Annotated in this window: 13 protein-coding genes; 9 read left to right on the forward strand and 4 right to left on the reverse strand. The window is 64.8% G+C overall.

Features of this window, described 5'->3' with window-relative positions; all coding sequences use genetic code 11:
- The first annotated feature begins 2 nt into the window (after window positions 1–2).
- From QM588_RS19290 to QM588_RS19305, 4 genes are read left to right on the forward strand one after another with little or no spacing between them, the layout of a single operon-like run.
- Window positions 3–1,367 (forward strand): NtaA/DmoA family FMN-dependent monooxygenase, encoded by a 1,365-nt coding sequence (locus tag QM588_RS19290; RefSeq protein WP_048317248.1) that lies wholly within the window; start codon window positions 3–5, stop codon window positions 1,365–1,367.
- A complete protein-coding gene (locus QM588_RS19295; RefSeq protein ID WP_283315720.1) occupies window positions 1,364–2,104 on the forward strand; it encodes a DUF1684 domain-containing protein in 741 nt (246 codons plus the stop codon). Before QM588_RS19290 ends, QM588_RS19295 begins: the two co-directional genes overlap by 4 nt.
- Window positions 2,101–3,225, forward strand: coding sequence for an LLM class flavin-dependent oxidoreductase (locus QM588_RS19300; RefSeq protein ID WP_283315721.1), 1,125 nt, complete (start codon window positions 2,101–2,103; stop codon window positions 3,223–3,225). The genes QM588_RS19295 and QM588_RS19300 overlap by 4 nt, the downstream gene beginning before the upstream one ends.
- Window positions 3,226–3,262: 37 nt before the next feature.
- Window positions 3,263–4,198, forward strand: coding sequence for an NADP-dependent oxidoreductase (locus QM588_RS19305; protein ID WP_283315722.1), 936 nt, complete (start codon window positions 3,263–3,265; stop codon window positions 4,196–4,198).
- Window positions 4,199–4,222: 24 nt separating this feature from the next.
- Here the strand turns inward: QM588_RS19305 and QM588_RS19310 are convergent, their stop codons facing one another.
- Both QM588_RS19310 and QM588_RS19315 read right to left on the reverse strand, forming a co-directional pair.
- Window positions 4,223–5,089, reverse strand: coding sequence for an LLM class flavin-dependent oxidoreductase (locus tag QM588_RS19310; protein WP_032384392.1), 867 nt, complete (start codon window positions 5,087–5,089; stop codon window positions 4,223–4,225).
- A gap of 1 nt (window position 5,090) precedes the next feature.
- Window positions 5,091–6,110, reverse strand: a complete 1,020-nt coding sequence (locus tag QM588_RS19315; protein ID WP_283315723.1) for an aldo/keto reductase — start codon at window positions 6,108–6,110, stop codon at window positions 5,091–5,093.
- A 92-nt stretch (window positions 6,111–6,202) separates the two neighbouring features.
- On the opposite strand from QM588_RS19315, the gene QM588_RS19320 reads away from it, so the two are divergent.
- Window positions 6,203–6,793, forward strand: coding sequence for a TetR/AcrR family transcriptional regulator (locus tag QM588_RS19320; RefSeq protein WP_442972947.1), 591 nt, complete (start codon window positions 6,203–6,205; stop codon window positions 6,791–6,793).
- Between the two features lie 29 nt (window positions 6,794–6,822).
- Here the strand turns inward: QM588_RS19320 and QM588_RS19325 are convergent, their stop codons facing one another.
- Window positions 6,823–8,637, reverse strand: coding sequence for an FAD/NAD(P)-binding protein (locus QM588_RS19325; protein ID WP_283315725.1), 1,815 nt, complete (start codon window positions 8,635–8,637; stop codon window positions 6,823–6,825).
- Between the two features lie 126 nt (window positions 8,638–8,763).
- Between QM588_RS19325 and QM588_RS19330 the strand changes: the two genes are divergently transcribed.
- The 4 genes from QM588_RS19330 to QM588_RS19345 all read left to right on the forward strand — a co-directional run bounded on the left by QM588_RS19330 (window position 8,764) and on the right by QM588_RS19345 (window position 12,335).
- Window positions 8,764–9,174 carry a nuclear transport factor 2 family protein gene (locus QM588_RS19330; protein WP_283315727.1) on the forward strand — a complete coding sequence of 137 codons (411 nt, stop codon included), beginning with the start codon at window positions 8,764–8,766 and terminating at the stop codon, window positions 9,172–9,174.
- Between the two features lie 325 nt (window positions 9,175–9,499).
- The gene (locus QM588_RS19335; protein WP_283315728.1) at window positions 9,500–10,372 is read left to right on the forward strand and encodes an LLM class flavin-dependent oxidoreductase; all 873 of its coding nucleotides are present in this window, start codon (window positions 9,500–9,502) and stop codon (window positions 10,370–10,372) included.
- Between the two features lie 12 nt (window positions 10,373–10,384).
- The gene (locus QM588_RS19340; protein ID WP_283315730.1) at window positions 10,385–11,731 is read left to right on the forward strand and encodes an LLM class flavin-dependent oxidoreductase; all 1,347 of its coding nucleotides are present in this window, start codon (window positions 10,385–10,387) and stop codon (window positions 11,729–11,731) included.
- Between the two features lie 79 nt (window positions 11,732–11,810).
- On the forward strand, window positions 11,811–12,335 hold the full coding sequence (locus QM588_RS19345; RefSeq protein WP_283315732.1) for a permease: 525 nt from the start codon (window positions 11,811–11,813) through the stop codon (window positions 12,333–12,335).
- A gap of 15 nt (window positions 12,336–12,350) precedes the next feature.
- Here the strand turns inward: QM588_RS19345 and QM588_RS19350 are convergent, their stop codons facing one another.
- Window positions 12,351–12,830 (reverse strand): winged helix-turn-helix domain-containing protein, encoded by a 480-nt coding sequence (locus QM588_RS19350; RefSeq protein WP_283315734.1) that lies wholly within the window; start codon window positions 12,828–12,830, stop codon window positions 12,351–12,353.
- Window positions 12,831–12,896 lie beyond the last annotated feature (66 nt).

A 12,896-nucleotide genomic window follows, 5' to 3' on the forward strand; every position in this document is an offset into this window, starting at 1 on the left:
CGATCTCGAAGCGGACCAAGAAGCAGATCCACCTCGGCGCGCATTTCCCTGGCGTCAACAACACCACCGTCTGGACCGACCCGGCGTCGAAGAGCCAGATCGAATTCGATTCGTTCGTCCACCTGGCCGAGTCCGCAGAGCGTGGGCTGTTCGACTTCTTCTTCCTCGCCGAAGGTCTGCGATTACGCGAGCATCGCAACAAGATTCACGATCTCGACGTCGTCGGCCGCCCGGACACGCTCACGGTGTTGAACGCGTTGGCATCGGTGACGACGAAGCTCGGACTCGCCGGGACGATCAACACCACGTTCAACGAGCCCTTCGAGCTCGCCAAGCAGTTCTCTTCGCTGGACCACCTGTCCGACGGGCGCGCGGCGTGGAACATGGTGACCTCGTCCGACGCGTTCACCGGAGAGAACTTTCGACGCGGTGGCTACCTCGACCGGGCCGACCGCTACGTGCGAGCGAACGAGATCATCGACGTCGCCCGAGAGTTCTGGGATTCGTGGCAGTCCGATGCGTTCGTCGTCGATCGGGATCGAGGTGTCTTCGGCCGAGAATCCGAGATCCGCACGGTCTCGCATTCGGGTCCGCAATTCGATGTGACGGGCCGCTTCACGTTGCCGCGCAGTCCGCAGGGACACCCGGTGTTGTTGCAGGCCGGCGATTCCGACGAAGGTCGTGAGTTCGGTGCGGCCAAGGCGGATGCGATCTTCACCATCCACGGGACGCTGGAGGACGGGCAGAAGTTCTACACCGACGTCAAGGGAAGGTTGGCCAAATACGGCCGCGAGCACGCCGACCTGAAGGTGCTACCCGCCGCCACGTTCGTCCTCGGGGACTCGGCTCAGGATGCAGCCGAGAAGGCCGACCACATACGGCACCAACAGGTCAGCGGCAAGACGGCCATCTCGTTTCTGGAGCAGGTGTGGGGACGAGACCTGTCCGAGTACGACCCGGACGGACCGTTGCCCGACGTCGAGCCGAGCGGTGACGTGAGCATCACCCGTGGTCGCGCTCGCCACGGTGACCCGAGAACCCTTGCGCAGCAGTACCGTGAGCGTGCCGAGGCCGAGAACCTGAGCATCCGGGAGCTCATCATCGCGGTGACGACCCGGCAGCAGTTCGTCGGAACGCCGGCACAGGTAGCAGAGGACATCGACAGCTACGTCCAGAACGATGCGTGCGACGGGTTCATCCTCGTCCCGCACATCACGCCGGCCGGACTCGACGAGTTCGTCGACAAAGTCGTCCCACAGCTGCAGGATCGCGGTAGTTTCCGTACCGAGTACACCGGGAACACGCTGCGTGATCACCTCGGTCTGCGTCACCCGTACCAACAGCGTGAAGGAGTGCGAGCATCGTGAGTGAATTCGAGCAGGACTGGAAGCAGTGGCACGCGGACCGGGAAGCGTCCTACGGCGATCCATTGGGATGGTTGTCGCTGACCGGATTGTATTGGCTCACTGACGATTTCGAGATCGTTGCCGATCTGCCCGGCCGATGGCGGGCCGATGCGGACTCGGTGACCGTCGAGGGAGTGGACGGGGTGACGACTCTGAATCCGGTGGAGGGTGCGCCCGGGATCCTCGTCGACGACGGTGAACGCCGTATCGAGGTCATCCGCCGCACCGGCGCGGTGGCGCTACGGGTCCACGATCCTAAAGCCTCGACCCTGCAGTCCTACAACGGAATACCGGCCTTCGAGCCCAGTGAGGAGTTCGTGGCCCGCGCCACGTTCACGCCCTACGACGCCCCGGTCACCGTGACGACAGGTGCCGTGGTCGAGGGTCTCGAACACCACCACACTGCGGTGGGCACCCTCGATTTCGAGCTGGCCGGTACAGCCCAGCAGTTGGTTGCGTTCGGCGGCAACGACACTGGTCTGAAGGTTCTGTTCACAGATGCCACGAGCGGGGTCACCACGTACCCGGCAGCGCGGATCCTCGCTGTGGCGGAACCCCAGGATGGCTCCGTGACACTCGATTTCAACCGAGCAGCGAACCTGCCGTGCGCGCTCACCGACTACGCGACGTGCCCGGTCGCGCCGGCGGAGAACCGGCTGACGGTGGCTGTCGAAGCAGGGGAGAAGACGCCCGGATGACGCGCGTGCCGCTGTCCGTTCTCGACCTGGCACCGATCAGCGCTGGATCGAGCACTGCTCAGGCGCTCCGGAATTCGCTCGATCTGGCACGACAGGCCGAAGAGTGGGGCTACGAGCGCTACTGGGTTGCCGAGCATCACTTCGTCGCCGCGGCCAGTTCTGCGCCTGCCGTACTGGTGGGTTTGATTGCGGCTGCCACCAACCGCATTCGTGTCGGATCGGCTGCGGTCCAGCTCGGTTTCACGACAGCTGCTGCCGTTGTGGAGTCCTTCGGAACGGTGGACGCGCTGTATCCGGGTCGTATCGATCTTGGTGTGGGTCGATCCGGGCAGCGCAGAGCAGCAGCCCTGACCGGTGCACAGCAGGCTGCGCCCGAGCACGCGGTGTCATCGGAACCCGGTGGACTGTTCCCAGTGGTGCCCGCTGCGGCGACCCCGCGAACGACCCCGCTGCTGGCTGCGTCTCTGGCTGCGCTGCAGCAGCCACACGCTGAGGTCCCGGAATTCGTCGATCAACTCGACGACCTTGTTGCGCTGCTTGCCGGTAGCTACGAGCGCGACGGGGTGCCGTTGACGGCACGCCCGGGGGTCGGGGCCGACGTGGCGCTGTGGCTGTTCGGCAGCAGCGCTGGGCCGACTGCCCGTGAGGCCGGTGCCCGCGGTCTGCCGTTCGCGGCGAGTTATCACTTCAGCCCGGGGACGACTCTCGAGGCGATCGACGAGTATCGCCGTGCTTTCGTGCCGTCGGCCCGGTTGTCCTCGCCGTACGTGGCGGTGTCGGCCGATGTGGTTGTTGCAGAATTAGATTCGCAGGCCCGAGAGCTGGCAGAGTCTTTTCCGCAATGGGTGCACAGCATTCGCAGCGGTCGAGGTGCGATCGAGTACCCGGATCCGAAGAACGTGGCACCTCTGACCGACGAGGAGTACCAGCGCGTCGCGGATCGGGTGGACACCCAGATCGTCGGGTCTGCGGCGACGGTGGCGATGAAGCTCGACGCCCTGCAGGCAGCGACCGATGCGGACGAACTTGTGCTCACCTCGGTCACATACGACCATGCGGACCGGCTGCGCTCGTACGAATTGCTCGGTAGGGAATGGGGACTGCCGCGCCTGCGGATATGAGCGGAACATTTGCGTCGTGGTGACCGTTGTACCGCGCATGACACGAGTTGCAGTTGCAGCGTCCTACGGTGGACCGGACGTCATCGAGATCGTCGAACGAGAGCTGCCTGAACCGCCCGAGGGCCAGGTTCTGGTCGAGGTCAAGGCGATCGGCGTCAACCCCTTCGACTACAAGAGCTACAGCGGCGCCTTCGGTACCGACGGGTCGAAGCTTCCGATTGCGTTGGGCAGCGAGGCGTCGGGCATCGTGGTGGCGGTCGGAGGAACCGTCGAGGGCCCGGTCGGTCCTGTCGCCGTCGGCGACGCGGTGGTTGTCTCCGGCCAGAACGGTACCTACGCCGAGCGGGTTCTGGTTCCCGCGCGGTTCGTGTTTCCGAAGCCGGAAGCCCTGGACTGGAACGTTGCTGCGGGTGTACTCGCCGTGGCTGGAACTGCCTACGACGCACTGGTATCCGTCGGTGTCGAGAGCGGAGACACCGTTCTCGTGCACGGGGCGGCGGGCGGCGTCGGGTCCGTGGTGGCTCAGCTCGCTCTGGAGCGCGGGGCCACTGTCATCGGGACTGCGCGCCAACAGAACCACGGCGCGCTCCGGTCCTACGGTGTCGAGCCCGTCGAATACGGCGACGGACTGATCGACCGGGTACGAGCAGCCGCACCGAATGGGGTGGATGCGGCAATCGACACGGTGGGCACCGACGAGGCCGTCGACGTCTCTCTCGAATTACTACCGGACAGAGCGAGATTGGTCAGCACGGCCGCCTTCGGGCGAGCTTCGGCAGACGGGTTCCTCACCGTCGGTGGGCCGGTGAGTATGGAGCGTCGACGCCTCGCATCCCCGGTGCTGCTGGAGCAGGCGGGTGTAGGCGTATTCGAGGTCACGGTTGCCAAGACGTTTCCCCTCGCCGATGCGGCGAGAGCACACGCCGAGCTGCAGTCGACGCACCCGCGCGGCAAGTTCGTCCTGATTCCTTGACGAGAACCCGGGGCGCAGAACGCTTCACGAGCTCGTACTCGGACCGATGAACTCCTCGGTCACTCTCTGCGCGATGCCGTCGGGATAGGGGCCGGGGAGGATGAGAACGACATGATCGAATCCGGCGGCCACCGCGTCGCCGATGTCGTTTCTCGTTCTCTCGGGTTCTTCGAACGACACCCCGAGAGCGATCGATCGGGTGATCGCCCCTGGATCGCGCCCGATCTCGGCGCAGTATCGGTCGAGTAGTCTGCCTCTGTCCAGTGCGTCGGCCAGGTCCCCACCGGGAATGTTCCATACGTCGGCGTGTTCGGCGACGAGGCGCAGCACTCCTGCCGCCCGGCCGCCGATCACGATCGGCGGGCCCGGTCGCTGAATCGGTTTCGGATTCTGGAACGCCCCGACGAGGTCGACGTGGCTGCCGTGAAAGTCGAAGGGTTCGCTCTCGGTCCAGAGCCTACGAATCACCGTGAGCGATTCACCCAGTCGCGCAACAGCGTTCGCAGCGTCGCTGTAGGGCAGCCCGCTCCCGTCGTACTCCCGTCGCGCCATCGGCACGCTCGGCCGTGATCCGGCACCGATGCCGAAGTCCAGCCGCCCGTCCGAGACCGTGTCGACCGTGACGGCGATCTTCGCGAGAATCGCGGGTGGACGGATGCGATTGCTGGTGACCATGATTCCCAATCGCAACCGCTCGGTGCGAGCGGCCAATGCGGACAGCATGGTCCAGCCTTCGAAGATCGGGCCGTCGAGGTCACCACCGATGGGCATGAGGTGATCGAACAGCCAGGCGTGCTCGATTTCCGGAATGCCGTCTGCCTCGCGCCACACCCGGAGCAGGTCGGCGTAGGAGACGTTCTGGGGAGGGGTCATGATCCCGTAGCTGACCATGTCAGCGTCTCCGCATGGAGGCGTCGAGCAGTGCCGGCGGGGTGTCGAACTTGTCGTCGGGCGCGAGATCGACTCCCGGAGCTACGATCTCGTCGATCCTGTCGAGGACGTCGGCCGGTAGGACGGTGTCGGCGGCAGCGAGCTGCGAGTGTAGGTGCTCGACGGTACGCGGCCCGACGATCGCGCTGGTGACTCCCGGATGAGCCGTCACGAAACCGAGTGCGAGTTGGATCAGTGTCAGTCCGGCTTCGTCGGCAACACCGACCAGTTTCTCGACGGCGTCGAGTTTGGCCCGTCCCGTGGGAGTGCCCGTGCCGAATCGCTCGGGCATCATCGCCGCGCGGTTGGTGGTGGCCTCTCGCCCGGCCCGGATGGCTCCGGAGAGGAAGCCGCCCGCCAGGGGACTCCACGCCAGAACCCCCATTCCGTACTCCTGCGCGACCGGGAGGACGTGGGACTCGATGCCGCGCTGCAGGATCGAGTACGGCGGCTGCTCGGTGACGAACCGCCCGAGACGGTGCTCCCGTGCGGTCCACTGCGCCTGCACGATTCGGTAGGCCGGATAGGTGGAGGAGCCGAAGTATCGAATCTTCCCGGCACGCTGCAGATCTGTCAGCGCCGAGAGGGTTTCCTCGTCGCTCGTGGTGGGGTCCCAGCGGTGTATCTGGTAGAGGTCGACGTGATCGGTACCGAGTCGGCGCAGACTGTTCTCCAGTTCGGTGACGATCCAGCGGCGGGAGCTGCCCTGATGATTGCGTTCGTCGCCCATGGGGTTGAACACTTTGGTGGCCAGCACGATGTTCTCGCGCCGACCTTCGATCGCCTTGCCGACCATGTCCTCGGATTGTCCCTGGCTGTACATGTCCGCGGTGTCGATGAGGTTGATACCGCCCTCGAGTGCAGCGTCGACGATCGCGGTTGCCTCGTCTTGCGTGGTGCGTCCGATGGCACCGAAGTTCATCGCGCCGAGCGAGAGAGTGCTGACCTGGACGCCGGTGCGTCCCAGTGTGCGGTACTGCATGGGATCTCCTTGTGGCCTCTGGAGGGGTTACTCTGCGAGTAACCGGAACAACGTTCCGTAAACAAACATACGGAACGTTGTTCCGTTTGTCGATGGCTGGAGGAACAGTGACCGAGGCCGAAGCCGAGCAGCCCAGAAAGCGGGCGGATGCGAGGCGCAACGAAGCGACCCTGCTCGACGCGGCGGCGGCTGCGTTCGTCGAGTCGGGAGTAGAAGTGCCGGTGCGCGATATCGCCAGGCGGGCCGGCGTCGGCGTGGGAACCATCTACCGGCACTTCCCGACTCGGGGCGACCTCGTCGTCGCCGTCTTCCGACATCAGGTGGAGGCCTGCGCCGTCGCCGGTCAGGAGCTTCTCGCCGGCCGCGAATCACCGCACGCGGCGTTGGTGCTCTGGATCGATCGGTTCGTCGACTTCCTGGTCACCAAACACGGTCTGGCCGAGGCCATGCAGTCGGACAGCGCCGGATTCGAGACCTTGCACAGCTACTTCCTGAACCGGCTGGTTCCGGTGTGCGAGTCATTGCTCGACGCCGCTGTGGACTCGGGGGAGATCGCCCCGGGGCAGACCGCATTGGAGTTGATGCGGGCGGTCGGCAACCTGTGCATCGGTGCCACGGACAGCCGCTACGACCCGCGCAAGATGGCGCGGGTGCTGATCGCCGGACTGCGCATCGCGCCGTGATCCGGTCCGTTGTTCGGCCGACCGACGGTTCAGCGGCCGTGCCGCAATAGTTCTGCCGCGATCTGGTCGTTGTGTCGGAAGAACCCGGCGTTGGTCCTCGGCCGGGGAAAGGCACTCGACCACGTGTGTCCGGCGACCCACGGACCCACCGCGTAGCGGTTCTCGGCCGCCTCTCCCGACGCGGTGATCAATCGAGAGCGCCCGTCGACTGCTACTTTCGCCGCGCTGTGCTCGGTGGCGCGGATGTCGGTGATGTCGCCGCGCGCATGCAGGGTGCGAAGCAATTCGTCTCCGGCGGCGGCGATCGATGCGACGGGTAAGCGCGCGTCGATCAGAGTGTCGGCGTGCACCACCACATCGTGTGCAGAGCTACGGGCGACGAACGACCCGTTCTCCGTGGAGAAGGTGACATCGGGGCCGAGGAAGTGAACGATGTTCGCTCGGCTGAGGGCCAGGAGTTGTTCGAGCCGTTCCGGTGGCGGACCGCTCGCGACGAAACTGGAGAACGAGTGCAGCCACCCTTCCACATCGCCTGCGACCGACTGCGCCGGAATGCGCCCGTGTCTCAACAACTCTCCGATGGTCATGTACACCGAGAGCAGTGCCGAGAAGACGGCGGCATCCGAGCTGTAGTAGGGATCTGCTCGACGACGAAGGTCGGTCTCGATGTAGGTCTGCAGCTCGGTACGTACCTCGTCTAGGTCCTCGAAACGCCGCCCGGCAAAGGGCTTGTCGAGCCGTGTCAGATCAATGCGGTCCTCGTCCTTCGGAACGAATTCCTCCACGAAGGCGGTGAGTTCCTGCGATCCCCAAGTGATCTCGCTCAATCCGATCTCGAACTCCGGCCAGGAGCCGACTGTTCGCTCGGGGTGGGCCGTGAACAGCTCGTAGTAGTGAGCCCAGGCCAGTTCTTTGGATGCGAGCGGCCAGATCTCGTCGCGGAAGTGCAGAGGGCCGTGGCCGGGGAAGGCGTCGGCGGTGAAGAACTTCGGCAGTGGCGGGCGCGCCGCGGCGATGTCATAGGAGATCTTCGCGTGGTACGGAACTCCGCGCCGCGAGCCCGCATAGAGAATCGGTTCGCGGCCGGAGGCGGTGTACTCGAGCACGCCGTCCGCGCTGCGGGCGAACGATCCACCGCGAGTTTCCGCGAGCAACACCATCCAGTCGATGAATGCCAGTCCGAGCCCGGCAATCAGCACCGGTTCTCCCGCGGGCACTCGGCTGGGATCGAGATCTGCGGTGTATCCGGGACCGATGTACGTCAGCCCATTGGTTCGGGAGAACTCATCGAGCTGTGATTCACGGTGCGATGCAAGCGCATCCGGATGTCCCTGGGCCAAGAGCACGACATCGGCGTGGATGGTCGACCCGTCGTCGAGTAGCAGTACCTGGTCGGCGCTCAGATCCGTCACCCGTGCTCGATGAACGTGAACGTGCGTGTCGGTGTCGGCAACGGCGTGCTCGAACACCCAGCTGAGGTAGCGACTCTGCAGGGTCCGCGACGCGAAGGAATGCGGACCGAAATCGCTCAGTTCGTCGTGTAGTTCGGGGTCCTGGCGCAGAGTGTCGGCATGTTCCAGAACCCACTGCGCCAGCGTCGGACCGGGGCGGATCGGGCCGTCGACGACGGTGGTGTCGTCGGTGAACATGGTGACGTCGGCGGCCACCGAATTCATCCACAGCAACGGTGGTTGACTGCTACGCCAGATGCGACCGGCCCCCGGAGGGAACGGATCGACGACGTGGATGTGCAGCTCCGCATCGGACCGGCGCGCCAACAGTCGTTCGAGTACACCGGTGCCTCGTGGACCCGCTCCCACAATGGCGATAGTGAACGATTTCACCGGCGGCCCTCCATCTGACACTCTCCCGCTACGACAAGTATGCACACGCCGAAAGTCGTTGCTGCAGGCGCAAAAAATCACGATGAGCGAATGTCTTGCGCTCGGCCGGTCGACTACTCTTACTTCATGAACTCGTCCGCGGACCACTTGGTCGAGCAGTACCTCGATGCACTCCAACGGGCCGATGTCGATGCGGTCCTGACTCTGTTCGCACCCGGTGCGGTTGTGCACTCGCCGCTGTACGGACCGACACCCGCATCCGACTTCTACCGCGCGCTTTTCGCGGACACCTCGGGTGCGACGCTGACATCGAAGGGCGTCGCCGAAGGTCGTACGTCCGAGGGCGCTCGACTCGTCACGTTCTGGTTCCATTTCGACTGGAGACTGCCCTCGGGTGTGGCGGCCCCGTTCGACGTGGTCGACGTCGCCGAACTCGACGAGAACGGACGCATCTCTGCACTGTCCATCGTCTACGACACCGTGGATGTGCGTCCGGTCTTCGAGCGCGAAACCGGGTCGTCGTGGAGGTCGACGTAGGTCGCACGACCTGATCGGTGGCAGCACAGGCATGGGGTCCGGGCCAGCGAAGTGGTGACCTCGTGCTGACGCTGCGCGTCTACGTACCGGCGTCTACGTCGTTCGAATCAGCGTGATCGCAACGGGTGTGCTCTACAGCGGATGAACCTAGGGTCCACGTATGACCTGGCTGAAAGCACTGGCGGCGGCGTTGATCGATCGACTCGGAGCTCACCCTGCCTGCACCGCCGCGGCGCTGGACTTCGGAACTCGTGGTTGAGCCGTCCGGTGAAGATCGTCGGTCCAGGAAGCAGGAACACGATGAGCGCGAAGGGCTGAACCGAGGATGACCGAGACGTTGTACTTCGCCGTCGAACTCGACGGGTTCTACGAGACACCCGCGCTCCTGAAGGAGAACGCGGCCGCCGCCGAACGCGCCGGCTTCACCCTCGTCACCTTCGGTGATTCCCTGATCTCGTCACGCGAGCGACTCGACGCCGGCACTCGAGCGGCATTCGTCGCCTCGACCACGTCCACCCTCGGCCTGGCTCCCACGGTGCAGACGCTGACGACCGAACCATTCTTTCTCGCAACACAACTCGCGAGTGTGGACCACGCCTCGCACGGCCGCGGGGCCTGGGTGGTCGGTGCCGACAACAGCGCAGTCACTCACGCGGCTGTCGGATGCGAGGTCCGCTCCGAGACCACCGCCGAAGTGCGTGACGTCATCGACGTGGCTCGGCGGCTGTGGGATTCGTGGGAAGACGACGCCGTCGTTCGAGACGCGGAGTCCGGCCGGTATCTCGATCCCGCGCGAGTACATCACGTGCGCTTCGAGGGCGAATTCTTCGACGTCGTAGGGCCACTGATCACTCCTCGCCCGCCGCAGGGGCAGGTCGTCGTCATCGGCGACGCCGATCTGGGGGTCACCGATCTGCTCGATGTCGCACTCGTACGCGGGGACGGGATCGGCGAGCAGGCCGACGCTGCTCGCCGCGACGGGGCCGCGCTGGTGTTCGCCGATATCGACCACCTGTCGAAGGCCGAGGCCCTCGCCGGTGTCGTAGACGGAGTCCGGCTGCACCTCGGTGGCGCGGCGTTGAAAGAGCTTGCGGTACCGGCACATCTCATTCGTCGACCGACGCCGGGACTGTCGCTGCGGGAGAACCTGGGGTTGCCGCGTCCGGTCAGCCGCTACGCCGCGGCTGCGCACGAGTAGAGCAGAGCTGTCATGGGCATCATCGACCATCACCCGGACACCGGCGCACCGTTCGACCCGAACGCGCAGATTCATCTGGGCGTGTTCTATCCAGGGATAGGCGCGCAGACGGTCTGGGAGGATCCGAACGCCCCCGATCAAGTGGCCACCGACACGTTCGTCGAGGTCGCCGGCACACTCGAACGCGGTTTGTTCGACGCGTTCTTTCTCGGGGACGGTCAACGTATCCGAGAGAACCGTGGCGACATTCTGTCCACCGACATCGCCGGCAGGCCCGACGCCATCACACAACTGGCGGCTCTGGCGTCGGTGACCGAGCGCATCGGACTTGTCGCGACCCAGAACACCACATACAGCATCCCGGTGGAGTTGGCTCGTCGGCTGGCCAGCCTGGACGCGCTGTCGGACGGGCGCGCCGGATGGAACATCGTCACCACCGACAACGCTTGGACGGGTGAAAACTTCAGGCGCGGAGGGTGGTTGGAGCACGAACGCCGTTACGGGCGCGCCACCCAGGTGGTCGAACTGGCGAAGCAGTACTGGGCAGGTTCTCCTGTGGAGTTCCACACCGATCTGCTCGAAGCGGTTGCGGCACCCAACGTTCGGGCCAGCGCGCAGGGTAGGCCGGTGCTGTTCCAGGCCGGCGATTCGCCGGGAGGACGGGACCTCGCAGCCCGGCACGCCGACGTCGTTTTCTCGGCCAACAATGCCTACGACGCAGCGGTGGCCTACGCCAAAGATCTGCGAGCCCGGACGGTCGCATATGGCCGACCCGCCGATGCAGTGAAGATCTTGCCCGGGGTGACCGTCGTACTCGGTGATACCGAAGCCGAGGCCGAAGAGAAGGTGCAGTGGCTTCGATCCAACGCGCACAACGGTGTTCGAGCCATCGCCTTTCTCGAGCACTACTGGGGCAAGGACCTGTCGGCTTACGACCCGGAGGGCCCGCTACCCGACATCGATCCGGTGGACGCCGAGCTGGATCCGTCACGCGGCACGCTGTCCATCGATGCTCGAACCGGAAAATTGACTCAGATCGCGCAATGGCGAGCCCTCTCGGAAGAGAAAGGGCTGTCCATCCGAGAGTTGGTGCTCGAAGTGTCGCCGGCCTCGCGCTTCCACTCGGGAACCCCTGCGGCAGTGGCAGACCACTGGGCCGACCTAGTGCGTCACCGTGTGGTCGACGGCTTCAACATCAACCCGTACCACTTGCGTGACGCCATCGGCGATCTGGTCGACAAATTGGTCCCGGCATTGCAGGAGCGAGGGGTGTTCCGTACCGAATACACCTCGACGACGTTGCGGGGACACCTGGGCCTCGACGGTGACGCTGTTTCCGACCGTGCCCGGGCGTCGTAGCGGGCTGGGCACATTCCCATCTAACGATCAGGTCTCGGGTGAGGTCGTACGATGTGTTCGACGCTCTACCATGGGCCGTATGACTGCTGACCCGACCACGCCTGCACCGTCGACCAGCTCGGCGAACTGGAAGCGGCGCGGCATCCTGCTCGGTGCCGGCGTCGTACTTCTGTTGGTCGCCTACTTCGTTCTGGCGGCGTTCCTGCCCCGGTGGTGGAGCCTGCGCGTGGAGAGCCTGGCGGATCGCACGTTCACCAAGGGAATTCTGTGGGGCCTGCTGTTCGGAATCGTCTGCACCTTCGCGCCGCTGATGTTCTTCTGGAGTGCGTGGTCGGTCCGAAAGGGTAGGGCAGGAAAGCAGTTGGCTATCGGATCGGTGATTCTCGCCGTCGTCACCGCCATTCCGAACCTGTTGACTCTGACGATCGTTCTGGGTACCAGTAATGCCGCCCATGCCGGCGAACGCACCCTCGATACCAGCGCACCCGGCTTCCGCGGAGCGACGGCACTGGGCGCGATCATCGCGGTGGTTTTCGTCGCATTGCTCGTGTTCGTGGTGGTACGGCGTAACCGTCGACGCAGAACAGCGGCACTGACGCAGTAGTCGTGTGAGCTGATCTCAGGCGCTGCGCAACACCGACGGCTCGGTGATGACGCGAATCCCGGGCTCCGGATCGAATCGGTAGCCGGTGCCGCGGACCGTGGTGATCAGTCGGCCGTACTGCCCGAGTTTGGTTCGTACCCTGGAGAGATGGACGTCGACACTGCGGCCGCCGTTCGAGGCACTGAGCTCGGATCTGTTCACTACGACACGAGGATGCTGGGCGAGATAGGCGAAGATCTCGAATTCGGTGTGGCTGAACCGAACGCTCTTGCCGGCGAGAACGACATCGCGCGCGGGTAGGTCGATGACGAGGGGAGCGTTGAGTTCGTTCACCCGGACGTCGAAACGCGTCAGAATCTTGGCATGTGGTGCATAGCTTTTGGCTGCGACGCGGAGAGCCTCGGCGAGGGCGTGCAATTGCGGTCGTGTCAATCCCTGCAAGGATGACGTCCCGGAATCGGAGATGCGAAGAACGACGGTCGCTTCGGTGCTCATGGCTGTGGCTCCTGTGACAAGTGCTGTCGACGGTGGGGGAGGTCGGGATGGTCAGCGTGGGCAGCG

This window comes from Rhodococcus sp. IEGM 1354 (assembly GCF_030056855.1).
Classification (GTDB): domain Bacteria; phylum Actinomycetota; class Actinomycetes; order Mycobacteriales; family Mycobacteriaceae; genus Rhodococcoides.

Excerpts from the sequence above, each read along its gene's own strand:
- QM588_RS19300 (WP_283315721.1), top strand. The coding sequence starts at position 2,101 with ATGACGCGCGTGCCGCTGTCCGTTCTCGACCTGGCACCGATCAGCGCT.
- QM588_RS19305 (WP_283315722.1), top strand. The coding sequence starts at position 3,263 with ATGACACGAGTTGCAGTTGCAGCGTCCTACGGTGGACCGGACGTCATC.
- QM588_RS19310 (WP_032384392.1), bottom strand. The coding sequence starts at position 5,089 with ATGGTCAGCTACGGGATCATGACCCCTCCCCAGAACGTCTCCTACGCC.
- QM588_RS19315 (WP_283315723.1), bottom strand. The coding sequence starts at position 6,110 with ATGCAGTACCGCACACTGGGACGCACCGGCGTCCAGGTCAGCACTCTC.
- QM588_RS19320 (WP_442972947.1), top strand. The coding sequence starts at position 6,203 with ATGGCTGGAGGAACAGTGACCGAGGCCGAAGCCGAGCAGCCCAGAAAG.
- QM588_RS19330 (WP_283315727.1), top strand. The coding sequence starts at position 8,764 with ATGAACTCGTCCGCGGACCACTTGGTCGAGCAGTACCTCGATGCACTC.
- QM588_RS19335 (WP_283315728.1), top strand. The coding sequence starts at position 9,500 with ATGACCGAGACGTTGTACTTCGCCGTCGAACTCGACGGGTTCTACGAG.
- QM588_RS19340 (WP_283315730.1), top strand. The coding sequence starts at position 10,385 with ATGGGCATCATCGACCATCACCCGGACACCGGCGCACCGTTCGACCCG.
- QM588_RS19345 (WP_283315732.1), top strand. The coding sequence starts at position 11,811 with ATGACTGCTGACCCGACCACGCCTGCACCGTCGACCAGCTCGGCGAAC.
- QM588_RS19350 (WP_283315734.1), bottom strand. The coding sequence starts at position 12,830 with ATGAGCACCGAAGCGACCGTCGTTCTTCGCATCTCCGATTCCGGGACG.